Annotated in this window: 20 protein-coding genes and 1 other RNA gene; 10 read left to right on the top strand and 11 right to left on the bottom strand. The window is 40.9% G+C overall.

What is annotated here, in order from left to right; all coding sequences use genetic code 11:
* The first annotated feature begins 265 nt into the window (after nucleotides 1–265).
* From rnpB to NRI_RS00100, 3 genes are all read left to right on the top strand, one after another.
* An RNA gene (gene rnpB, locus NRI_RS04085) (RNase P RNA component class A) lies at nucleotides 266–622 on the top strand.
* Between the two features lie 26 nt (nucleotides 623–648).
* Nucleotides 649–1,524, top strand: coding sequence for a hypothetical protein (locus NRI_RS00105; RefSeq protein WP_012779421.1), 876 nt, complete (start codon nucleotides 649–651; stop codon nucleotides 1,522–1,524).
* A gap of 390 nt (nucleotides 1,525–1,914) precedes the next feature.
* Nucleotides 1,915–2,373, top strand: coding sequence for a hypothetical protein (locus NRI_RS00100; RefSeq protein WP_012779420.1), 459 nt, complete (start codon nucleotides 1,915–1,917; stop codon nucleotides 2,371–2,373).
* Nucleotides 2,374–2,991: 618 nt separating this feature from the next.
* Here NRI_RS00100 and NRI_RS00090 read toward each other — a convergent pair.
* The 3 genes from NRI_RS00090 to truA form a co-directional block, all read right to left on the bottom strand.
* The gene (locus tag NRI_RS00090) at nucleotides 2,992–5,310 is read right to left on the bottom strand and encodes an ankyrin repeat domain-containing protein (protein WP_238523002.1); all 2,319 of its coding nucleotides are present in this window, start codon (nucleotides 5,308–5,310) and stop codon (nucleotides 2,992–2,994) included.
* Nucleotides 5,311–5,427: 117 nt separating this feature from the next.
* Nucleotides 5,428–5,679, bottom strand: a complete 252-nt coding sequence (locus NRI_RS00085) for a hypothetical protein (protein ID WP_041351320.1) — start codon at nucleotides 5,677–5,679, stop codon at nucleotides 5,428–5,430.
* Nucleotides 5,680–6,220: 541 nt separating this feature from the next.
* Nucleotides 6,221–6,952 (bottom strand): tRNA pseudouridine(38-40) synthase TruA, encoded by a 732-nt coding sequence (gene truA, locus NRI_RS00080; RefSeq protein WP_012779414.1) that lies wholly within the window; start codon nucleotides 6,950–6,952, stop codon nucleotides 6,221–6,223.
* A gap of 206 nt (nucleotides 6,953–7,158) precedes the next feature.
* On the opposite strand from truA, the gene dnaK reads away from it, so the two are divergent.
* Nucleotides 7,159–9,069, top strand: a complete 1,911-nt coding sequence (dnaK, locus tag NRI_RS00075) for a molecular chaperone DnaK (protein ID WP_012779413.1) — start codon at nucleotides 7,159–7,161, stop codon at nucleotides 9,067–9,069.
* A gap of 858 nt (nucleotides 9,070–9,927) precedes the next feature.
* Entirely contained in the window at nucleotides 9,928–11,136 is a 1,209-nt protein-coding gene (tgt, locus tag NRI_RS00070; RefSeq protein WP_041351318.1) for a tRNA guanosine(34) transglycosylase Tgt, read from the top strand.
* Nucleotides 11,137–11,161: 25 nt separating this feature from the next.
* Here the strand turns inward: tgt and NRI_RS00065 are convergent, their stop codons facing one another.
* From NRI_RS00065 to NRI_RS00050, 4 genes are all read right to left on the bottom strand, one after another.
* On the bottom strand, nucleotides 11,162–11,767 hold the full coding sequence (locus NRI_RS00065) for an ankyrin repeat domain-containing protein (RefSeq protein WP_012779410.1): 606 nt from the start codon (nucleotides 11,765–11,767) through the stop codon (nucleotides 11,162–11,164).
* A 145-nt stretch (nucleotides 11,768–11,912) separates the two neighbouring features.
* On the bottom strand, nucleotides 11,913–13,895 hold the full coding sequence (nuoL, locus tag NRI_RS00060) for an NADH-quinone oxidoreductase subunit L (protein WP_041351316.1): 1,983 nt from the start codon (nucleotides 13,893–13,895) through the stop codon (nucleotides 11,913–11,915).
* Between the two features lie 279 nt (nucleotides 13,896–14,174).
* The gene (gene nuoK, locus NRI_RS00055) at nucleotides 14,175–14,474 is read right to left on the bottom strand and encodes an NADH-quinone oxidoreductase subunit NuoK (RefSeq protein ID WP_012779407.1); all 300 of its coding nucleotides are present in this window, start codon (nucleotides 14,472–14,474) and stop codon (nucleotides 14,175–14,177) included.
* A gap of 222 nt (nucleotides 14,475–14,696) precedes the next feature.
* Nucleotides 14,697–15,266 (bottom strand): NADH-quinone oxidoreductase subunit J, encoded by a 570-nt coding sequence (locus tag NRI_RS00050; RefSeq protein WP_012779406.1) that lies wholly within the window; start codon nucleotides 15,264–15,266, stop codon nucleotides 14,697–14,699.
* 211 nt (nucleotides 15,267–15,477) lie between these two features.
* Here NRI_RS00050 and pgsA point away from each other — a divergent pair, with 211 nt between their 5' ends.
* Together pgsA and NRI_RS00040 are read left to right on the top strand one after the other, a co-directional pair.
* Nucleotides 15,478–16,026: a CDP-diacylglycerol--glycerol-3-phosphate 3-phosphatidyltransferase gene (pgsA, locus tag NRI_RS00045; RefSeq protein WP_012779405.1), complete on the top strand. Its 549-nt coding sequence runs from the start codon at nucleotides 15,478–15,480 to the stop codon at nucleotides 16,024–16,026.
* 64 nt (nucleotides 16,027–16,090) lie between these two features.
* The gene (locus NRI_RS00040) at nucleotides 16,091–16,333 is read left to right on the top strand and encodes a hypothetical protein (RefSeq protein WP_238523001.1); all 243 of its coding nucleotides are present in this window, start codon (nucleotides 16,091–16,093) and stop codon (nucleotides 16,331–16,333) included.
* 83 nt (nucleotides 16,334–16,416) lie between these two features.
* Here NRI_RS00040 and NRI_RS00035 read toward each other — a convergent pair whose 3' ends face one another.
* A complete protein-coding gene (locus NRI_RS00035; RefSeq protein WP_041351314.1) occupies nucleotides 16,417–17,622 on the bottom strand; it encodes a phage portal protein in 1,206 nt (401 codons plus the stop codon).
* A 156-nt stretch (nucleotides 17,623–17,778) separates the two neighbouring features.
* Between NRI_RS00035 and NRI_RS00030 the strand changes: the two genes are divergently transcribed.
* Nucleotides 17,779–18,258 carry a RuvX/YqgF family protein gene (locus NRI_RS00030; protein ID WP_012779402.1) on the top strand — a complete coding sequence of 160 codons (480 nt, stop codon included), beginning with the start codon at nucleotides 17,779–17,781 and terminating at the stop codon, nucleotides 18,256–18,258.
* 37 nt (nucleotides 18,259–18,295) lie between these two features.
* On the top strand, nucleotides 18,296–19,300 hold the full coding sequence (locus tag NRI_RS00025; RefSeq protein ID WP_012779401.1) for a Fe(3+) ABC transporter substrate-binding protein: 1,005 nt from the start codon (nucleotides 18,296–18,298) through the stop codon (nucleotides 19,298–19,300).
* 44 nt (nucleotides 19,301–19,344) lie between these two features.
* Here NRI_RS00025 and NRI_RS00020 read toward each other — a convergent pair whose 3' ends face one another.
* The gene (locus NRI_RS00020) at nucleotides 19,345–20,592 is read right to left on the bottom strand and encodes a hypothetical protein (RefSeq protein WP_012779400.1); all 1,248 of its coding nucleotides are present in this window, start codon (nucleotides 20,590–20,592) and stop codon (nucleotides 19,345–19,347) included.
* Between the two features lie 58 nt (nucleotides 20,593–20,650).
* Between NRI_RS00020 and NRI_RS00015 the strand changes: the two genes are divergently transcribed.
* Nucleotides 20,651–21,994, top strand: a complete 1,344-nt coding sequence (locus NRI_RS00015; RefSeq protein WP_012779399.1) for a sensor histidine kinase — start codon at nucleotides 20,651–20,653, stop codon at nucleotides 21,992–21,994.
* Between the two features lie 22 nt (nucleotides 21,995–22,016).
* Here NRI_RS00015 and NRI_RS00010 read toward each other — a convergent pair whose 3' ends face one another.
* Nucleotides 22,017–23,396 carry a hypothetical protein gene (locus NRI_RS00010; protein WP_012779398.1) on the bottom strand — a complete coding sequence of 460 codons (1,380 nt, stop codon included), beginning with the start codon at nucleotides 23,394–23,396 and terminating at the stop codon, nucleotides 22,017–22,019.
* A 65-nt stretch (nucleotides 23,397–23,461) separates the two neighbouring features.
* A complete protein-coding gene (locus NRI_RS00005; RefSeq protein ID WP_012779397.1) occupies nucleotides 23,462–24,232 on the bottom strand; it encodes a ParB/RepB/Spo0J family partition protein in 771 nt (256 codons plus the stop codon).
* Between the last annotated feature and the right edge of the window lie 3 nt (nucleotides 24,233–24,235).

Raw genomic sequence — 24,235 nt, 5'->3', positions numbered from 1 at the left:
AATTGATACCTTTTCTAAGGGCAAACCTTTTGTAAACCACCTATAATCGGCTACGTTATCAAGGACATCTTCTCTATTTTTCAAAAAATTAGGATAAATCACCTGTCAACACCTCCTTCAGTAAGATACCTCCAAGAACTATTCACGAACTGCTTTGTAATTGCTATGCAAAAGCAATAGAGATAAAGACCTAAGTTAATGCTTCTTTTAAGAAAAAGCCTTTCAATATCTTCTATAAGCTGCTTGGAGTTGATATACTAGCTTGCGAGGTGCCTGAGGTAGTCGCTGCTCTTTTGATGATTCAAAAACTGAGGAGAGGAAAGTCCGGGCTCCACGGGAGAATGGTAGCGGATAACTTCCGCCGGGCTTAGCCCAGGACAAGTGCCACAGAAAATAACCGCCTGTTCTTTCAGGTAAGGGTGAAAAGGTGCGGTAAGAGCGCACCGCGTTCGCGGCGACGTGGATGGCATAGGTAAACTCTGCCAGGAGCAAGACCAAACAGAAAAAGAGTGTGCTCTCGCGCGATAGATTTTTCGGGTAGGTCGCTTGAAGTGCACAGTAATGTGTACCCTAGATGAATGACTACCGTATACAGAACCCGGCTTATGGGGCACCTCGTTTTGGCCAAACCTATCGGAGTGGGAAAATATGCAAGATGGCGGAAAAATACCAAAGTCACTCAAAAGGAGAATAGAAGAGTCCAACATTATTGGTGAGCTGGCTGCTGGGATGAGAACACGGAAAAGCAGCTTAGAAGCTAATCAAGAGACTTTTTTTAATGAAATAAGGGTTACCAGCCCTAGTTTGGCGGAATTCTGCCAACAAAACAAAAGTCTTCTTGGATTAAACGATTTACACAGATTGTCGACGGAGGAAGTAGGCGTTCAAGCACGTTCACTAGTGGAATGTTATGACATGGTGCTGGAGTGTCATGGCGAGGTTCAGGCTCTACACGAAGCAATTATACAAGCCGAAAAAAGGATGAAGGAGGTAAGCAAGAAAGAAAAAGAGGCCTTGGTCGCTGATCTTGCAAAAATTTCGAGTTCATCCAGAGTTTTTACACAGATCAGTGAGAAGATAGAGAGAGCTACTGGTATAAATATCTCTGATGGATTTTCAGGTTTGATGAAATCGTTGGGGGCAAAAATTGCTCCTAAGGGAAACGATTCGGATCCTACAAGAACACTCTCTGATATTGACTGTCTCAAGAAAATTATGCAGGCCAAGTCCCTCAGTACACCTGTTACATTGGTCAAGGCTGTAATGGTTGCCATTATCGCACCAGGTGGCATCCCATTAGTTGGAGCGGGTTTGACGATGCTTCCAATCGTGACGATGGTTTGGCCAGCTATGGTGGCCTGGGACGTATTGAAATTACCAAGCAACATTGTGGGTTCACCTTTTAACAGCGGTAACATAAGCAATTTAGTTAAAGAGTGTGAGGCGGGTTTCAGCAGCGGTCCCGCGATTGCAGAAAATATGCCACGACATACCTCAAGAGAATCAAAAACAAGGGCGTTGTAATCAGGATTGACATTGCTAGATCTCTTTCCCCTAGCAAGGTACGCTTCTTCAATGTCTTGATCTTATTGGCATTTCGCCCTGTGGTTGTTTCCATATCGTAAGGACATTTCCCACTATATGCAATGTCTTTTTAAGAAATATCTTCTGTTAACATTTTTATACTCAACAAAATTTTTACTTTATTCACCTTAAAATATACCTAGTGTTTATATCGGATAAGGTTAACTAATGCACTCCAGACGGATCGTTTCACATCGGAATATATACAATATAATCAAAAACTGTAGTGATTTTTACATTAGGGCCCAAGGGTTTAATCCATTCAAGACGATCTACTGGCTTTGTATTATCATTGTTGCTACGTTCTTCTTGCTCTATTGCACCTCAGGAATGCTGACAGCGGATCCATCAAAGTACTCCCTGGATAATTTAGCAATTTCAATGATTGTAATTGGAGCAATATTCATTTTCCTAGTTGCAGCAGCAACCTATCTAATCTGCAAAACGCAGAGAATGCTTATCATAACAGAGTTCCAGAATCTCTTGTTTGCAAGTGCAATGAGAAAAGATACCATTTTTTATGCAATTATTTCCAAGGATAGTGTTCTGTATATGGATGCACCGTGCATGGAGCGAATTGGGAATGATTGGAGAACAATCAGTATAGAAAAATTTTTCCAAAGGCTGCACCTTGATAATGAACTATCTTCTAGTTATGTGGAAAGCCTTTCTCTGAATAAGGAGTTTTCTACGATATTTTCCAGAGAAAAAGAAGAAATAGAAATCACCCTTACTCCCCTGGACAGACCCCTTGGGTTTTTCGCAGTCTCTGCAAGAGAAAAAAGTTAAGACGCCCCCTAAATGGGATGCCCCTCAATGCAATGTTTCCCTGCATTTGAGACGTCTTTAAGTGGTATCCCCCTATTAGTGCCATTCCTTCCTGACAAGTTTAGAATATTCTTAAGCAAATTCCCTCTCGGTGCTGCACTTTCTTGCACTTGAGACATGGGAGAAATCCACATATTAGCACTGTATCTCTTGATACCTTTAAGACATTCATAGGTAAGGGATTTTTTTCGGTACCACACTTTCTTACAATTAATGCGTCCTTCAGGTAAAGTTCCCGGCGCGGTGTTTCCTGTACTCAAGATAGCCTCGGATGAACCATCGCGGTATTACACTCTTGTGACAGTACTAAGCATGTTCAAATAAAGCTCTGTGAAACCCAGGATCAGTCTCATGAACCTACTCACTTAAGAAACGCAGCTCCCTAGGAAATAAACCTCTAGAGTAGGATATTGTATGTTCTGGAACGGTACCTTGACTGCAGCGCAGACACATTCTTCACGAACAAGACCTGTCTTAATGCTTGCGGCAGCAGTCGGAAGAAACTCATCTCACAGAAACTTATTTACAAAGGTTATGCAATGCGTCTCCATAAAACTCCCCCTTAGAGGTAGAAATCGATTACTCACCAAGACCTTTATCTTGTTCACCGGGTAGCGTCTCTGTTGCCGAAGCTTGCACACTCGTACCAGGAAGGTCCTCAGGCGTAGGTACCACAGACGGTTTTTCACTGACAGATCCAGGATAAGAACAGCTACGGCTCAGCCTACGTGACTGGAAGGTGTGCAAACCGCTGGTCAAATCAACAGAGAGTGCACTCGGAGTAGAGGAAGCAGAAGGAGATGAAGAAAAGACCCTAAGCGGATCTCTTTCTCTTCTAAGATGGAACCTTCTTGCTTCTGTCTTCTCGATATTTTCAGGTCTGAATCGAACTTCTCGATTTGCATCTAATGATACCCCAACGTTGAAAGCTGGTTCAGGGATTCCCACTCCAGGATCACCTGCTATCACAGCATACCGATTGGCTGCGTCTTGTATACCAGGAGCTATATGAGAAAAAGTGAGGAAAAGTATAACCGTAAAGAAAGCAAATACAAAACATGCTATTCCAAATATAATCAATCCATCTCTTCTCTCCTTAATTCCTGCAGAACACACAGCATAGAGAGCACTACATACTGCAGCAAACCCTGACACGCAGAAGAAGAAAAAACTGGCCAATACTACAGCACCACCCGTTGCCATTAACCTAGAAGCCCGGCACTTTGAAATTCCTTCTTGTTTATTTAACGCTCGGGAAACACAATCGTTCAAACTAAAACTCCAACTGTACAAGTCGTATTCCATACCGCGAGTAACATCAAGTACGGAGACACCCTCCGCCATGTTTTTTTGCTCGAGTAAAGTCCTGAGGTTTACTCTGCTTTCAAGATAGTCGATCATGGACACAAAGTCAGAGGCAGAAACACCCCTTGAGCCTACAAGACTTGCAAGAGTGTACAGAGTACTGCGCCCTGCACCATCCATTGAAGAAAGCGCACACTGAACTAAAGCTGGATCCCCTTCTAAAAGATCCAGCATAGCTCTCATTACACCGACTGCCCCAGGAACAGGACTCCCATCACCACCAGGACCAGCAAGCATAGCTTGAAGTGGATTCATACCATCAGGCACAAAAACGGATCCATCAGGAGAACAGTCCGAAGCTCCACTCGTAAGTAGCTTGAACAGGACCTCCCTTGGTACATCGTACCTTTGTATTGCCTCAACTGACCTAGCCTCAATAGCGCAATGCAGCGGTGTAAGCCCATCAGAACGTTGAGCAAGCATTCTTGACACATAGTCCACACTTCCATCAGGACCAAAAACAAGCGAGTCAAGCATTACTCCTACGCATTCGTGTGCCCCCAAGGAGAATGCCAGATGTAATGGAGCCAGAGAATAACCCCAACTGGTACGACTCAGCCACATATACCGGTCTTCGGCAGGCAGGGGTCCTAAAAGTTCCTTCACAACCTGTGCGTTACCACTCGAAATTGCGTTCCCTAAAAGACGCATTGAAAAGTGATCTGGAACTTTCTCTCTAGTCTCCTCGTCTTTACTCTCCGCACAGGACTCTACAACAACCTGGAAAGGTGTATGAATCCACGTTTTATACAGTGCACCTAACTTTTTGAGCAGAATCCTAACAATCTCCGCATTTCCTTCCCGCGCGGCCTGGTCAAGAGCAGTGTCACCGACTAAATTACACCTTGTTAGTAGACGTACTAGCTCCTCAGGAGTCAGAACATCGACCAGCGCCTTAACTATCGCAGGATTACCTGTGGATACAGCTATATTAAGCGCGTTATCACCCCTAACTCTGATGTCATCAATTCCAACAATACCGGAAATCAGTGGAATAGGGGTTCCATCCGATCTCCATATATTTCGCTCCAGAGTTTTCATTGCTCTAAGGACTAGTCTCACCACCTCTATATTGCCGGAGGCCAATGCGGCGGCTAAAGGTGTACGATCATTTGCATTAACCGTATGCCACGCAGCTATACTACTAGATGGTACTTCACCATCTTGTCCACGCGCATTTGATATTTTGTCTAGTAGCAACCCCAGGATTTTCAGGTCCCCAAGTGCAATTGCAGTGTGTAGTGGGGTGCTTTCGGGAAAAGGAGAACAGTCCGCATTTGTCTTCTTAGCACACAAAGCCACTAAGCAGTTACCGGATAGCCCCTCCGTCACGCATTTAAGCACCTCTGCATTTCGAGCTTCTACAGCAAGTTGCAGAATACTACGTCCTTCAGAATCAACCGCGGACCAGAGAGATTCACCTTCTGTTGTTGCAGTATCGCTCGCTCCTTCAACTTCGGCTGCTTGAATGAGAAGCTTCAAAGTAGCAACATCCCCACATTCGATTGCTTTACATATCTCTGTATACATCATTTCCCTCCCGCAAAAGCATCTTTTCGCTTGATTCCCGAAGAAAGCGGTAGAATAGGAACCAACTAGTACTTACGTACGACCACATAACCCTTCACGCACGCGGGGAACACGCCCAAACTATTTTTTCCTTACTAATCCCACCAGCAACATAAGCAGCAAGAGCCCCTCAAAAGCACCACCAATAAAAGAGAATGGCCCTCCACCAAAATGAGAGAAGACACCACTTACAAAAACCATAACCACAAATGAAGGTAAAGGGCCGCTACAACACCGCGGAATCACACCAGCTTGGATCACTGCAACCAGCAGGCCTACACACCAATCCGGTTTTCTTACTCTCGAACCAACCATTAAAACCTTTACACTCATTGATAAATGATAAATATTTAATATGAGTTCTCATGAGTAGACCACGGACTGTCATAAGCGGTACCTCCAACCTTTGGAGCAATCTAAAAAGGGATTACACCTATCATGATAAGTAGGAAAACAGATACTCTACACACACCCATTCATGAATACAATTCTTCCAGCGGCTCTATTAGGCACCCCTCCATTAGCGCCAAGTACTCCAAGATCCAATTCCAGACAAACTACCTTGCAAGAAAACGCCGCAAAGGGAACCAACATCTGTAGCTACAACCACATAATGAGCCACCACAATCAACTCACAGGCCTTAATCGCACGAAAAGGCCAAAGCTTGCTTAACAAAGGCATCAAGAATAGCTAAACTAGTATGTGTGGACGTGACAACCTTCCCTAAACGAGCAGCCATTTCTGTTTCACAAGCACACCAAAGTATCCAGTATACCAAAAATAAACTTCCTTTTTATCCTAACATAAAAGGTTAAAGAAGTCCATTTATATCTATACCCACATATACTTATACGAACATGGATTGCATTTGCTTTAATAATCCACTTTCAAGAGATATAAACCACATGAAGGTGCAGTCGGACCAGCATAACAACGATTTCTCTTAGAGAGAATCTCTGTAGCACTCACGAGTTTTCCAGATGCAATGGCAACCAAAGTACCAACCATTATCCGCACCTGATGATGCAAAAACGATTTAGCAGAGGCATGAAAAATGATTTCTTCTCCATTTTTTTCAACTTCCAACCTATCTAGAGTCCTAATAGCATTAGAAGCACCACATTTAGACGAACGAAAACTTTGAAAATCGTGTCTCCCAACAAGATGCTGGGCTTGTTCTCTCATAAAATCCAGATTCAATTTCCATGGCACATGCCAACAGCGGTTTCGAAATACTGCTGGTGGCATCTTCCTGTTTATGATTCTGTATTGATAGTGTCTCCTAATAGCGGAAAATCTGGCATCAAAGGTTTCATCGACAATCTCTATCTTCAGCAGAACTATTAACTTCTCCTTCAAATGGTAATTTACCGCATTTACTATTTGAAAAGGCTGCAAAGTAGATTCGCGTGCATCAAAATGAAAGACCTGTCCAAGAGCGTGTACCCCTGCATCTGTTCTGCCAGCAACATTAACTGCTATTTTCTCCTTTAACAAAAAACTAAGGACTGATTCCAACTCTTCCTGCACAGATGGAGCGGACATTTGTTTCTGCCAACCAGAGAAACCAGTACCAACATATTCAACTGTTGCCTTGTAGCGCATAAAGACCCAACAAACTACCCGTTAGAAATATTTAATACACGAATAGAAAATGAAAAACGGTCCCAAACGGGAAATACAGTTACTGAGAAAGCCCTTTCGAAGCTTCAACAAACAGAACCTTAAAAACATTGGTGATGCCTTATCTTGTAATTCAGGGACTTCACAATTACATATAGTTCCGTGGGAAAAAATAATAAGACACTTTTATGGCAGGCGAAATAGCAATAGGTATAGATTTAGGAACTACAAATTCATGTGTAGCTATCAAGGACAAAGTTATAGAAAATGCTGAAGGGGCAAGAACTACACCTTCGGTAGTTGCATTTACATCAGATGGTCAGACTCTTGTTGGTGCTCCGGCACAGAGACAGGCTGTTACAAATGCTAAGAATACAATCGTTGCTTCCAAGCGACTTATAGGAAGACGCTTTAAGGACAACGTTATCAAGGGAATACAAAAGGACTACCCGTACAAGATTGTAGAGGCAAAAAACGGTGATGCGTGGATAGAAGCAGGAGGTAAATCCTATTCTCCGAGTCAGGTAGGTGCAAATGTGCTGATCAAACTAAAAGAAGCAGCTGAGACTTATACCGGCAAAAAAGTCACGAAAGCTGTGATTACCGTGCCAGCCTATTTTGACGATGCACAACGTCAAGCAACAAAAGATGCAGGAAGAATAGCTGGGCTAGAAGTCCTCAGGATCATAAACGAACCTACAGCCGCAGCACTAGCTTACGGTTTGGATAAAACTGCCACAACAAAGAATATAGCTGTTTTTGACTTAGGTGGTGGAACTTTCGATGTTTCAATTCTAGAGCTTGGTGATGGAGTCTTTGAGGTAAAAGCAACAAACGGTGATACCCATCTGGGAGGTGAGGATTTCGACAGGATGATACTCAACTTCCTAGTTGAAGAATTTAAGAAAGAAAATGGCATGGATCTTAAGAATGATCCACTCGCTCTGCAGAGACTCAAGGAAGCAGCAGAAAAAGCAAAAAAAGAGCTATCCAGTACCCAGGAAACAGATATTAATCTTCCATATATTACTGCTGATGCTGCAGGTCCTAAACACCTAAATGTGAAGTTCACAAGAGCAAAACTTGAATCGCTTGTTTCTGATCTTATCGATAGAACAATAGAACCTTGCAAAAAGGCTCTGAAGGATTCGGGGCTCAAAAGAGAGGAGATCAATGAAGTTGTTCTTGTAGGTGGGATGACAAGAATGCCAGCTGTGGTCAAAAAAGTAACTGAATTCTTTGGTAAGGAGCCACATAAAGGTGTAAACCCGGATGAAGTTGTAGCCATCGGTGCTGCGATACAAGCAAATATATTAGCTGGTGGAAGTGATGCACAAGACATAGTATTGTTGGACGTCACACCACTTTCCCTGGGCATAGAAACATTGGGAGGTGTTTTCACGAAGCTCATAGACCGCAACACCACAATTCCAACTAAGAGATCACAAACATTTTCCACTGCAGAGGACAATCAGTCTGCCGTGACAATCAGAGTCTTCCAAGGGGAAAGGCAGATGGCTAGTGATAACAAGCTTTTGGGACAATTTAGCTTGGAAGGTATTCCACCTGCACCGCGCGGAATGCCACAGATCGAAGTAACATTCGACATCGATGCAAATGGAATAGTGCATGTATCGGCAAAGGATAAGGGCACTGGAAAAGAACAAACAGTGAAAATCCAGGCTTCCGGTGGTCTAACAGAAGAAGAAATTAAGAAAATGGTAGATGAGGCTGCTTCGAAAGCCGATGAAGACAAAAAGAGAAGGGAGCTAGTTGAAGCGAAAAATAGCGCGGAAAGCTTGATTCACTCTACCGAGAAGTCACTTTCTGAATACGGTAGTAAGATTAGTTCATCGGATAAACAAAGCATAGATGATGCAATTAGTGACCTTAAGAGTGTTCTAGCAAAAGATGATGCTTCCTTGATTAAGGAAAAAACCGATGCTCTCTCGAAGGTTTCCATGAAACTGGGTGAGGCAATGTATAAGGAATCACAGAGTGCATCCAACGACTCCTCGCCTAAAAATGACAGCACAGAAGAAGGAGAAAGAGTCGTAGATCCTGAATATGAAGAGGTAAAAGACGAGGACAGTAAGTGATCAGAGAGTGTGACTCGCTTATCCACACTTCATAAAACAAGTGTACAGCGCAGCGACGTTTTTGCTTTCGCTATTACGTGCGCTGCGTGTGTCTACTTGCATTTAGTGTGTGATGACGCTTTATCTGTATCCTGCAGGATGCGTCCTAGACGCAGTGCTTCCGCTACTTACTGTGGGGGCTGCATGAGTTTCCTGAGTTGAAGGTGCGCACAGTCCCATAAAAAAATATAGCAACGGCGATCTTTCAGCTCTCGATATAGCGGACCCGGACATTTCCGGCATGTAGAGTGGTAACTATTTGGATTGCACAAGTTTCATTACGTTTGATGTGGTCGGTTTCTGGCGGTTGAAGTATTAGATTCGTCACATCCCTACTACAAAAACGTCGGCAAGGTTGGCTTTCGTTAAAGCATTAGAACTACTTCTGAGTTGCTAAACCTGTAGATCAAGCATCTACTCTATTACAAGTATACTGTATGAGGAGGTTTTTTCACTGGAAGAGAGTTGTTCATTGAACATAGTCTTGTCGTAATTCACGAGCTTCGCCTAACACTGGTAGAGGCGAGCAAGAACTTTATTGGAAACAGCCCTTTTGAAAATTATCAAAATAATAAAATCTTCCTAATACCTAATAGTGTCTGTATACAAAAGGTACCGAACACTCAATCTTTCCGCTTTTGGAAAAGGTATCTATGAAGTCGCAATAAGACACCAGCGGTTGATACTTAAAACAAAACTTTGCTAGTACGTAGTCCTTGCGTTCAAAAAGATCTTGGATGCTTAGTCTTTCCACTTTTTGGTGGAAAACGCTCGTGAAGCTATAATAAAACTCTGCAAATAGTGAGTACTCAAGACAAAATGCACGAATCGGAAGTTTTCCCTCGATTCAATTACCTAAAAAATGGAAAAAACCGCTCGAGGACAGGTAGAATAATAACTAAGCATGGAGTGATACACACACCAGCTTTCATATTTTGCGCAACCCGAGCAGCAATAAAAGGCTTGGAAATACACCAAGTCAAAGAAGCTGGATCCCAAGTAATACTGTCAAATACCTACCACTTGATGCTTAAACCCGGAGGAGAGCATATAGAAAAAGCTGGTGGAATACAGAAGTTCATAGGGTGGAATGGACCAATGTTAACCGATTCTGGAGGTTTTCAAGCCTTCAGCCTAAACACAAAAGATGAGACAAATGTACAAGAACTGAAAAGAAAATACTCTAGAACATTCAACAGTTCCGGCATTGTAGCAATATCGGAAGAAGGAATAACCTGCAAATCTTACTACGATGGAGCAAAGTTTTTCCTATCCCCTGAAAAATCGATGGATGTTCAAATAAAACTCGGAGCAGACCTCATTGTTGTGCTAGATGAGTGTACTAAATTCTCGTTGGACAGAGAATACAATAAGGAGGCCCTAGAAAGAAATGAAAGATGGGCAGACAGGAGTCTTTTGTACGCAGAAAAAAATCGAAAAGCATGGCAAGGGGTCTACGGAATTATACATGGAGGAACCTTTGAAGATTTAAGAAAGGAAAGCGTCGAGTTCAACAACAGTAGGGAATTCTTTGGAAATGCAATAGGTGGCTCTCTTGGAAGAACTAAAGAAGAAATGAAAGAGGTCGTGGAGATGTCTATAACAAACCTAAACAGAGAAAGGCCGGTTCACCTACTTGGAGTAGGTGGCCTCTCTGATATTTTTATGGGTGTTAGTATGGGAGTGGACACTTTTGATTGTGTCCACCCAACTAGAATAGCCCGGCATGGAGGAGCTCTAATAAAATACTCTTCCTACCCAGGAAACAATAGTAGGGAATACATAAATCTCAGAAACAATATCTTCAAAAGCTCCGATTCACCAATCGATGAATCCTGTGATTGCAAAATCTGTGAGACTTATTCTTGCGGGTACCTAAACTATTTGCTCTCTGTCAAAGAGAACATCGCGTTCAACATGATCACCTACCACAACATATACTTTATAAATAAACTCATGGAAAGAATAAGACACACAATAGAGGAAGAGTCAGATCTCGAAGAGCTAAAAAAACTCTACTGTGGATAAGTGATCTTTTCTAGGAACCACTCTTTCAGTTACCAAAATAAACATCATTGGGACGGATTTGAGATTTATATGAATCCGAAAGACGCTCTTTTTGTGTAAGTGCAGTTTCAAGGGGCATGAGCGTACTGATAATCTCAGAGTCGTCCATTTCAGTTGCAATATCCATTGGCGTTTTACCAGCTTTATTCAGTAGAGAAGAATGCTCACTTAATGCCTTACTTGATAGAAAACTTCCTACGACCCTTTTCAGTATTTTCTTTTCTACTTTAGAAATGACTGCCTCGTGTATAGCTGTGTTGCCAGAGAAATTTTTCTCTGTAACCGAGGCTCCATTGTTAAGCAAGTGCATTATTATGACGACGTTCCCTCTTCTCATTGCAATGTGTAGAGGTGTATCTCCAGCACTTTCATTTCTCGCGTTTAGATCTGCACCGCTTTCCAAAGCAGCGACCACTGCTTTAACATTACCTGCATTGCAAGCAATGTGGAGAATCGTATCACCATTGTTATCAACCATCCTAAATAGGGTATCAGTCTGCAACTTATCCAGAAGGTCACTGAAAAGCTCTGTGTTCTGATCCAAAACAGACGCCCTGATCTCATTAAACGAGCAAGAATTGCTAAGCTTCATTTATTTCTCCGGGTTTTATAGATCTTAATAATATACCCGAAATAGTAGTCTAAATTAGTATAAATTCTTATAATTTACGTGCGAAAGCAAAGTAGAGTATGCTCCTATGTCCATTCGACTACACAACAAAAGAACACGGAGACGGTTATATAACCCAAAATAAAAACAATATGCCTAGGAAAAAAAAGAGCACGGTGTGGTACAAAAGACCAGTTTGCAACGCCAGAACGCCAGATGAAAGTTTCTGTGAAACCCCAGCAAGCAATGCAGGCATGAGGTTAATACACTCAACGTCAATCACCTTCCAGAAGAACCTACTGCAGTGCGTTAATGGACTAACAAACAAAACTCTGTACACTTTGTCAAAGTAAAACCCGCAACTCAGGACCCTTTCGAAAAGGTTTAGAATAACGCCACTGCGGTTAACTAACACAAGTCCGATTGAGAAAATGGATGACATCACACCTAAATAAAAATTCAGAAGAAATGACAAGAGTGTAAAGAGCGATAAACAAACAAATATCCTGGACAAGGAAACTCTTCTACCCTCAAGAACAAAAACTCTCGAAACAAAAACAACGAAGAAACCAGCTAAAGCAAAAATCAAAGGAAGGAAATGCATCAACCCATGCACTTCTATAACTTGCTGGAAAACTAAGCCAGTTTGCATCCAAAATGATGAGTTTACCAAAAGCTTCATCCCAAGATAACCAGAAATGAGCGAAAGAAGAACCAGTGGCACAAGCGGCAAAACCATGCTCATAGAAGGAGAGTGAAACTTCTTAAGACTGAAGTTCTGTTCACCAAAGAACACCAACATAAGCAGTCTACATGAATATACAGAAGTGCAAAAAGCTGTGAGTATTAACAAAATAAAGGGGATCTCCGCATGTGAGAGGGAGGAAATTATTAAGTCTTTTGAATAGAACCCAGCAAATGGAAAAATTCCACACAAAGCAAGACTTCCTATAAACATCATGCAATAAGTGGAAAAAATCTTATTTCTCAATGCACCCATTTTATGCACATCCTGTTCCCCACCAACGGAATGAATCACGTTACCGGCGCACAAAAAGAGTAGTGCTTTAAAGAAAGCATGCGTGGATAAATGGAAGATGGCTAACCCATACGCCGATGCACCACATGCAGCAAACATATACCCAAGCTGACTGCAAGTTGAGTAAGCTATAATTCTCTTTATGTCATCCTGACAGAGTGCAACCACAGCCCCAAAAGCAGCCGTAGACACACCAACCCACATAATTATATGCCTTACCAGTTCGGTACACTCAAACAGTGTAGACAACCTCGCCAGAAGAAATACACCAGCAGTAACCATGGTTGCTGCATGGATAAGTGCCGATACGGGTGTAGGGCCCTCCATTGCATCAGGAAGCCAGGTATGCAAGCCCAGCTGAGCGGATTTACTCATGCAACCAATAAAGAGCATTAAACAGATAAAGGTAAGAGAATCAAAACCCAAAATTGTTTCACCTGAGTGGAAACTCACATCTGAAATGATTTTTTTTAACTCTAGTGTTCCGAAAATTTTGTATACTGAAAAAACTCCTACTAAGAAACAAAAATCTCCAACTCTGTTCACGAGAAAAGCCTTCATAGAAGCAACATTGGCAGACTCCCTCCTGAACCAAAATCCTATAAGAAGGTAAGAACAAACTCCGACGCCTTCCCACCCAAAAAAGAGCTGTAGCAAATCACCTGCGGAAACAAGGACAAGCATGGCAAAAGTAAAGAGGGAAAGGTACGCGAAAAACCTGGACTTGCAAGGATCTTTTTTCATGTACCCAATTGAGTAACAGTGCACGACAAACGAAACGGTATTAACAACTACGAACATCAGCACCGTTAATTTGTCTATGTTCACCCTAAAAAGAGTTTGCAACGATCCAACGGAAATCCACTCAAAAAGAGGAAGCAAAAAAGCTTCACCATCTTCAAGTGTAAAGAATAGACTCCAAGAAAAAATGGCAGCAAGACCTATCAAGAACGAGCTCGCTAGCTGCAAGCAGACTGATTCCCTACACCTGAGAAAAAAATAGCATAACAAACATGACAACAGGGGCAGGAAAACTATCGAATAACCCAACATACGCAAAATGTTCGACATTTAATCTAGAGAACATAGACAAGCGCACAGAAACTTGCCCAAAGAGAATAAGAATATGCACCACTTCTCAGGGCGAACAATCAATTATTATAGATAATGAATCTCCAAAGTAAACTCAAAGAGAGAGTCCAAAAGACTAACTACCAAAGTAGGAGCACGTGATACCGAACAAAAAATATCAATATTATGATTTATCACGTTCCTCTCTTTCTACACTACATGACTTCCTAAAGTCCAAAACAACGGAACTTATCAACACAATAAAGAACAACGACGAACTCAATGTCCCAATTTATTAAGCTTTTTTACATCCACATTTCCGGCTTTCTTAAAATACAAAACAACCACCGCAAGTGCTACAGCAGCTTCGGCTGCAGCGACTGTAATCACCAGGATGGAAAAAACTTGTCCTCCAACAGCATTGGAAGAAGCACTACAGAAGCTAAGTATTGCACCAAGTAACATAATTTCTACCGCTAAAAGCATTGTAACTATATTCCTGGTCGAGGTCAGCACACCAAAAAGTCCAATAGAAAAGAAACAGGTAGAAACAAAAAAGAGCGCAAAACTAGGACTCATGAGATTCTACATAATGGAAACACGACAAGTCTAGCAAAATCTCATACGATTTGACACCTAAGTAATGCGAAACTGGAAAAATTTGCTCAATGCAAAATAACGGACGGACACGCGTTTCCCAATTGGAAGATTTAGAAATACCAATCACGGCCAGGAAACGCAAAACCAAAAAGCTGCTCAAGGTATGACATCAAATTTGCATCTGTTGAGACTTAGCAGGGGTCAGTCGTAATCTACACCTTTTCCTGAAGGTACATTCAAAAGTCTTACGACAGAAGACCTAGAAATTTGCTCTCTAACTACCTGGCATTTAGTATCGCTTTTACTCGGCAAAGCAATACTGATTGCTGCCACCATTGCAAGTAAAAGCACTACTCCAGAAAGATGAAAAAGATATACGTAATCCGTGTAAAGCACAGCACCTATATCTTTTATACTTACATAAGTACGCTCCTGCTGTGTGTCATCATACGAGGACAGAACTAAAAAAAACGGAAGCAAGGCTATAAAAAGCAGACCCACATACTTTGCTACGGACATTTCTACACCCTTCTTGAAATCATCTGAATTGAGCATCATGACGACAAACAGGAACAAGATCGCTATTGCACCAACGTATACAACAAGCAGCATCAACGAGAGAACCTCCAAGCCAGCTGCTAGCAAAAGCACTGAAGAGGTAAAAAAGGCAAGGACTAAGTACAAAACCGCGTGCACAACATTCCTACACGAAACAACCCTAAAGGATGAAAAGATTGCAACTAGTACAAGTAAAAAACAAAGTATGCCCATTTATTTTTGCACGCGAACACGGTACTTCTAGCACGTGTGGCATATTCATTGCAATATGATACAGCAAGCTTGCGATGAGTATGGGTGTCCCTGAGAAATTGATAGAATTTGCCGCCAAGGTCTCATAAAAAACTTTCAAGATTAGCAATTAGGTGGTAGGGTTTGTGGCTGTTAAGGAACCTTTGGACTACTCTTTATTGTCATTTTCCCTATGAAGGACCTTCCTAACTTACTTACCATTTTAAGGATAGCCATTATTCCAGTATTTTGCTTAAGTTTTTACATTCAGTCCAGATTCTCTTGGGTGATAACTGTAGGAATTTTTTCAATTGCAAGTCTGACAGACTTTTTTGACGGGTACCTTGCTAGGACCCTAAAGGCTCAATCAAAGCTTGGAAAACTTCTTGACCCGATAGCCGATAAAATGATTGTCTCTACTGCCATTGTTATGTTGGTACATATGCAGTACATAACGGGAGCCCAACTGATTCCTGCAATCATGATCATTTGCAGAGAGCTGTTCATTTCTGGACTGAGGGAGTACCTCGCCCGTGACAGTGTGTCATTTCCCGTAAATAGATTTGGCAAACTAAAGACAATATCCCAGATGGTTGCTATACTTCTCTATCTCCTAAACAAAGAATGGATCCCCGATATTCTCCCGACATCTTTCATCTGGATAGCTGGTCTAGCAAGCATGGCATCGGCATATTTATATCTTCATGAAAACAAAGAGGAACTACTAAAATCCCTTAGCTAAAAATACTGCTGCCCCAATCCCAGCTGGCTGTCCTATAATCAGGTCGTGATTCTTGGATAGCGAAATGAACATATCAGGTTTGATAGCACTTTTATTGAAGAAAAAATCTCTTTGGATAATTTTTATCTCTGTGTTGCTTGTAGTGTTTCTCGAAGTGCTGCACATAACGATAGGGATTGACATTACCGGTGATAAACTTCCTGACTTACACATATTGAGAACACCGTCTTATCTTGGGATAGACCTGGATGGAGATAAAAAACCCGACTATGTTCTCGGAGATATGCTGGAACCACGCAAAGGGTAGCAAATAAAATAGCAGCAGCAAATTAACCTTGGGGTAATTCAAAGTGAAATACCCCTTAAATCCCCAAGTTCTTGAAAGGTATTCTATTCAAAATTTTTATTACGCTCTGCTATTTTGTCCTCACCCTCCATAGTCGAATAACCAAAGACCTGCCTTTTTTCATTGATTGTCAAAAAAGATGCCTTTTCTATACAATCCCAAAGCTTTTCCCTTTTCTTGGATAATGCGTCTATACTATCTTTTTCGTATGCGAACTCCAAATTATCTCCAAAAACTGGAGCAAGCCAAACATTTAAGCTATGCACTATTTCATCGAGTATTGGGAGAACTGTTTCTTCCCATAGAGATAGTCTAGCCTCTATTAAGTTGCTATAGGTATTATCTCCTGGTATACCGAGGAGTTGCGGTGGTACACCAAACGCTAACGCTATCTCTCTGGCGGAATTGTACTTGCTTTGAAGGAAATCCATTTCCTTTGGAGAGATGCTCATTTCTTTCCATTCTATTCCTCCCTCTATAAGAATAGCTTTTCCCGCATTTTCAGCGCCGGAACAGTCCCCAAGTTGTCTGCTTAAACGTCTGAACTGTTCTTTTGGCATTGGCTCCTTAGACTTGGATATAAACGCTCCGCTGGGCCTAGCACCATTTTTGAGCATAGCTTGGTTCCAAAGACTAGCCTGATTATGTTGATCTATGCTGTACATTGCTGCCTCTACTGGTGATAGTCCATACCAATCGTTATACGGGTGAAAATTCTTTATGTGTAGAACATCACAGTCCCCCGTGATTTTGTTCATGTAATATTCCCTTTCGTAGTTTCCAACTCGATATCTGTATCCCAAAGGTAAACAGTCACTTCCTGGTATAACTGTGACCCTATCAGGTCTTAGAAGGTGCAGTTCTTTTGGCAAACCGCTCCCAATCTTGAGAAAGTATAAATTTCCGCTAATCAGCTTGTACGTAACAGCATTTTTTATCAATGTTACTCTTGACATATTAGGGTTAGGCTCGTTTAATAGCTCATTGAGCGGATGGGAGACTAAGCAACGTTTCTTCTCCGTCCCACTACATTCAAAAAGTTGTATAGGAACAGAAGAAGCAGCCACTGCTACTATACTGATTGCACGTGAGGCGATCACATTTCTTATGTACGCTTTTTGGGCAAATGCGCTGTAGTCTCTCCCGCTCCAGAGTTCTGTGTACGTATTGTATAGACACTCACCGCCCAATTGGGTTCCGCTATTGAGGTTAGCTTTGCTTCTTGATTTTTTAAATATTTTTGTTAGCATCTCTTTTGTAACGTCCGGGTGGACCTCATAGATACACGCTAAACAGCCTCTGCGGAAGCAGTTTTGTGTGTTTTCGTGCATCAGAGCTCCCGCGTGGTGGGGTTTTTCTGCGCGGTAGGTCTGAGTTGTTTTTAGTCGGATACCAGTAAGAAGTAGATGATAACCTTCGACCTGCAAAAATTCTTGGGTGCTATTGGGACAGGGGGGATTGTATCAATTGATCCTGGAAAACGTACCATAGGTGTTGCAGTCAGTGATCCCGAACTTAGGTATATACAGAACTATTTTCAGTTCGCCTCCCATGGCAGAGGTGCTGATGCCTCTTATATCATGAAAGTCGTTTCGGATTTTTCAGGGATAATTGTCGGCACACCATTTTCACATATTAGGAACAACGGATGGTTACATTCTATAGATAAATTTGCTCAAAAATTAAGTGAGATAACTAAAAAGCCGATTCTTATGTGTGATGAGTCGTCGTCGACTAGCGACGTGATGGTCTTACTTGGTTCCCTTTCCAGATCAAGGCAAAAGAAGTGGAAAGATAAAATCGCTGCTTGTTGCATTTTGGAAAAAACACTATGTACAATCATGCACCACAATCTCTGCCATCAGAGGAGGCTCAACAGTGTATAAAAAACTGTATTACTTGGTACCAGTAGTCTTAATCGGCATGCTATTTTTTCTGTACGAAAAGCCTGCTCCCACACAAAATAAAGCCGCCCAGCAAGAAAATGTTGTTAACATTTATTCTTCAAGGAAAGAAGAAATGGTGAAAGAGCTTTTTACATCCTTCACAGAGCGTACCGGTATAAAAGTGAACTATATCACAGACGATGCAACGAAGTTGATTTCAAGAATGAAGAGTGAAGGAGTTAACACATCAGCGGATGTTTTTTTGGCAGCTGATGTGGTAAATCTAGCTCTAGCAGAGGCTGAAGGACTCCTCCAATGTATATCTTCCGCCATATTAGAAAATGCCTTATCGCCGGATCTAAGAGACTGCTATTGGTTTGGACTAACACGACGCATGGCATTGATAGTTTATTCGAAGGAAAGAGTTGATCCCTCTGACATTAGGAATTACGAAGATTTAGCCGATTCCAAGTGGAAAGATAGGCTTTTGCTCAGATCATCTAATTCTCCATACAACCAATCTCTCATAGCATCTCTGATACTTGCCAACGGTGAGGAAAAAGCTGAGGCATGGATAAAAGGTATCGTTAGGAATATGGCTAGACCGCCATATGGAGGTGATACCGATCAGATTAAAGGCGTGGCATCTGGAGAAGGAGACTTGACTGTAGTGAACAGTTACTACCTAGCTAGGATTTTATCGTCAGACAAAGAGACGCATAAGAAAGTTGCACAGAGAGTGGGCGTAATATTCCCGAATCAGGACAATAGAGGTACCTTTGCAAATATAAGCGGTGCTGGGGTTGCAAAAAATGCAAAGCACAAGGAAAACGCAATAAAGTTTCTCGAGTATATGGTGACTGAGGAAGCACAGAAGCTATATGTCAGTAAAAACTATGAGTATCCCGTTGTAGCGTCTGTTGAAATCCCTGAAGTTCTAAAGAATTGGGGCGACTACAAGGTTGACTCATCAAGTCTCTCAAAAATTTTTCCGTACATGTCGGCGGCTGTGTACATGGCTGACCAGAACGGCTGGAAGTAGTTTTCTTGTCAAAAGCAGATAAAGCAACTCTGGGAGAACAGAGCCTAGCATTGTCTGTTGCCAAGAAAAAATTCGACCGCTTTGGATGCTGAATTCACTGCGTTTGCAGTTGTAAATGTTCCGGAGCCAGATACGGAAAGATACTTCCCTTCTAAACTATTGCCGTACTTAATAATTGGCAAAGAATTATATGAAAAATTTCTCAGGCAGTTTCCATCAAGTAGGGTTACTTCTTTTCCCGGAAATAAATCCTTTATAAGTCTCTCATTTCTTTTGATAAACTCGACATTTGAATGACCCCTACCATGAACTGACCCTTTCCACATACAACCAGTACCTACAACTACAGCTTTTTTCCCATCTTGGAAGTTGGGATTCTCAGATTTAATAAAATCATTACAGGAAACTGGAGTGTAGTTTTGCCAAAAAGTCAGTATGGAACTAACGTAGTTGCTATATTTTAATGGATGTTTGAAGTTCACATCATGTACGAGATACCATGAACCAACAATTGGCTGTGTTAATTTTCGTAAATTGAAATAGTCGTTATAACCAAAAAAGTTAGCTCCTATGGCAATAAAGTAGTTTTTCCCATGGAAAATTTCGCCACGTGACGAAATCACATGCTTTAGCTTCTTATTGCTAGCAAAATCTATCTTTGAAATTTCAGTATTATAAAAGAAACTAATTCCATTTTTAGTTAGGAAGTCCCTTATTTTTTTACAAAATTTTAGCGAGTTAAAGCTAAATCCATCACTTTCGAAAGATACATTTCTTCCACAAATTAAATTCCTCTCTATGTCATCTATTCTTAGTGGCTGTGTGCTACCTTTACCCTTTTCACAGTGATTGGAAATCGCGTAGATGCCTTCGATTAAATCAATATCTGCAGAAAATTCTGGATGGCCGGATAAAAACTTTTTCCACAAGAGAGGACCTTCAAATGCTAAGTTTTTTAACCTGTGATCTAAATTTTGATAAAAAAAACGCCTTTCTAGAAGCCGTTTCTTTAGCCAATATTTTTCGTGCGTTCTCAGTGCCCTATCTATTCCATTCCATCCACCTGAAGGGACCCTCCTAGAAAAAGCGTCTAAATGAAATTTTGAAAGGAGATTTGTGTATTCGGACGTACTAACATGTCTGAGCCCCACCTTCGATAATGAAGAGTATTTCGACATGTCAGGTGGACTTTTCGTAACAAAGGCTATGTTGCTTTTTCCAGTATTATATAAAATCAGAAAACAGAACAAAAAGGATTCTATTCCTCCACCAACTACTACGTAATCGTACATCTCTGTGATTTAAACAAAAAGTTATATACTTTAATCGCTAACTTGATCGCTGCTCAAAATGTTTAACTATATAAAGTCGTTCATCCTGATTGTAGTGACAATACTACTGACTTCTTTCCTTGGGTATATGAAGACAGAAAAAAACCTTCTCGAAAGCAGCATAGAGAGGAATGCGATAAACATTAGGAATATTTTTAATAGACTAATATGGGAAAAATACTCCTTTATGCTCGAAATGTACAATTTTGAGCCTACAAGAATGCATGAAAAGCCTCAATTCATGTACTTTGAGAGCGAGGCGAAGTTACTTTTTGAACCACTGGATGTTATTCAAGTCGAAATATTCTATAAAGGTGAAACAAAGGTTTTCAGTCTCAACAAATATCTAGAACATGTACATCATCCGTACAATCATGACCTAAAGAACAATATTTCTTCCACCTCTACTGACAACCAGGGAAATATAATAGTCACAGTGGCTTTGAATCCAGAAGAAAATCCACCGTCGGTTATTGAAATTACATACGATGCAAAGAGTCTTATAAGGCCTTTCCGCATTACATGGATAGGCTTCACACTTGTCGTGTTGTTCATTTGCTCATCCTTATTTCTCTGGAGCGTGATGAAAATCAGGGAAAGCTCTAAGGTCTTGAACGAACAGTTTTCGATAAACACAAAACTAAAAAAAGCTAAAGAAAGTATAGAAGAAATAAGTTCTCAAAAATCACAATTTCTAGCGAATGTTAGTCACGAACTAAAAACACCTTTAAACGCAATAATAGGTTTCTCAGATCTGATACGCACGGCAGAGGTGCTTGGTACTGAGCATAGAGAATATGCAAATGATATCTATTATTCAGGGAATCACCTGTTAAATTTGATTAACGACATCCTCGATTTTTCAAAATCAGAGTTAAACAACTTGGAGATAAAACCAACATTGTTTGATTTAGTACGTTTGACTGAGACTTGTATCAGGATGACAACAACTAAAAGAAAAAAGATAAAGATAGTGAAGAGTTTCTTTTCAAATAAGATACTTATCAAAAGCGATCATAAGAGGGTAAAACAAGTAATCCTGAATATACTTTCAAACTCGATAAAATTCACGAATGAAGACGGCTTAATAAAAATTTCCATAATCAGATTACCTTCAGAGATTGAAATCGAAATTTCAGATAATGGTGTTGGTATACCAGAAAAAGATATAGCAAAGGCACTCTCTGTATTTGGCCAATCAAATACGGAGCTGTCAAGAAAATACGACGGAGCTGGAATAGGGTTACCACTTAGCAAAAAGCTGGTAGAGCTGATGGGCGGAGCATTCGAGATTGAAAGCAAAGAAGGAAGCGGAACTGTTGTTAAAATAAGGCTTCCGTATAGAGAAAGCAACGCCGCTTAAAAGATAAACTGATTAGTTTTTACTAGAGGTTTCTAGATACAGTCCTGCAATTGGGTGGAACAAAAGCATGTGTCCCTGCATCAGCTTCTAAGAAGCCCGCAGACCTAAGGTTTAATCCAAGAGTAGAAATTCCAGGTAGGCTTCTACCACTCCTCGAAGGTATAGGGCTTTTTTCACGTTCCTCAACTGCAACTGTAAATGCATCTCTACTAAAAGAAATTATCTGATCCGTACAACACACAGGATCTACCTCCTCACCAACTAAAACACGAAAATCATCTCGCATCTCACAGAAGGGCTGTTTTATCAGAAACAAACTTGCATGAAAGTAATCCGTGTTTAGAGTCAAAACTCCAACCAAAGAGCTTGAGAATGCCCGAATAAAAGAACAACAGATGTTAGTTACTCCCCTTATTACAATCAGAAAAGCACCAAATCCAACAGATACTGCATTAAGTGAACTGAGTACAGCACTTTTTAACCCCAAACTTCTCTTCTCAGAATCCGACATGTCGAGGGAACAATCCACCATACCCTCGAGTTTTTTATCTACGCTATCCGACTCAAGAAGAACACTCTTTATGTAACTCATTGTCCCCATGAGAAACATATCGCGAGAAGTACGTAGAACAGCTCGATAGTTCCCTAAGTATCCTTTTCTTTTATCCGGACTCATTAGAGGTAGTCCAACTAGTCCAAGCGTCAAAGAAAGAGAGGAAAAAACAAAAAAAGATAACGGCAAAACGATCCGTGTTACTATATTAACTAATACTTTGGAAACTAACTCCAGTACGAAATAGACAGAGTACTTTACGACCAGAGTTATCGTATAGACGGGAAGAGATATAAGAGTACATAGGATGTTAACACTTTTATCTCTTGGATTCCTAACAACAGGACTAAATGCTTTCACTGGGCCATTGAAAAGCATTTTAAGATTCCCCGGAATATTATACTTCTCACTTGAGACTTTGTTATCTGTATCTAACCACAGGCAGTAAACCGCTGAATCCCTCCTTGCAGTTGTTATGATTCCTTTATTTAACCCCTTTATTTCGTATAATGTTCTTCCTCCGACGGTCTGACCGCCACCAATTTTCACCTTCTCAAGCGTATATGGTCTGCCCTTAATTGAAATCTCCAGTTTTCCCCTACTGGATTCGCGTGCAGTTTTGTTATCAATGTCACCCAAACTGGGAATCTTAACCACCCTATCCTTAGAATAGAAATTTCTCTCTGTTGATAAGACAAACTCTTCAGCTTTTGAAAACCTCTTTGCAGTATCAGTCTGGAATATCTTTTTAAAAGAAGAGTAGTATAAACCAAATGTGGTTCCCCTCTTCGTGCTTTCCCCGAAAAAGAAGTGCTTTAATTTTAAAAGAGGTCCTCTATTGTAGAACATAACTCAATCCAGACCGACTACATTTCCAATGGCTCATATGTTATCACAATCCTAAGTGTGTTTCATTAACTTAGTCTCTCTAAAATATTCTGGAGCTCATCTAAGTTTTTAAAGATAATTTTAACATTTCCGTTTTCCTTTTCACTGTCGGTTATTGTTACTTTCATCCCTAACCTCTCTGAGATTTTTTTTTCCAACATACACAATTCATGACTTTTTTTATTCGCCTGAGGGTTATTTTTTTTGCGCGCATCCTTCAAGAGGTTTTCAACTTGTCTTACACTTAATGAGAGGCGAGCTATCTTTTCCGCTATTTTCTCGCTATCTTTCACATTTGTTAGTAATTTAACATGTCCAAGCGAGATTCTATTTTCTTCTAAAAGCTCTTTTACTCTTTCTGGCAAAGAAAGTATCCTGAGATGGTTTGTAACATGAGATCGACTCTTACCAACTATACCTGCCAATTCTACATGTTTGTAATTAAATTCGTCGATGAGTCTTTTGTACGCCTCTGCTTCCTCTAATGGCGTTAAATCTTTCCTCTGTATATTCTCTACTATGGCAACTTCAAGGGAACTCTTATCTGTAAATTCCCTAACTATAGATGGGATTGTTTCCTCTCCCAAGTTTCTCATAGCTCTAAGACGTCTTTCACCAGCAACTAGTTTGTATCTTTCACCAAATTTTCTGACTATTATCGGCTGTATCAAGCCATTTTTTTTTATAGATTCTTCCAACTCTGCAATAGATGCCTCATCGAAAACTTTACGAGGCTGAAAATCATTTACATCTACTTCACTTAACTTTAAATGAACGATATTCTCATTTAATCGCATATT

It is taken from the genome of Neorickettsia risticii str. Illinois (genome assembly GCF_000022525.1).
Lineage (GTDB): Bacteria > Pseudomonadota > Alphaproteobacteria > Rickettsiales > Anaplasmataceae > Neorickettsia > Neorickettsia risticii.
This window is presented reverse-complemented; position numbering and strand designations above follow the sequence as displayed.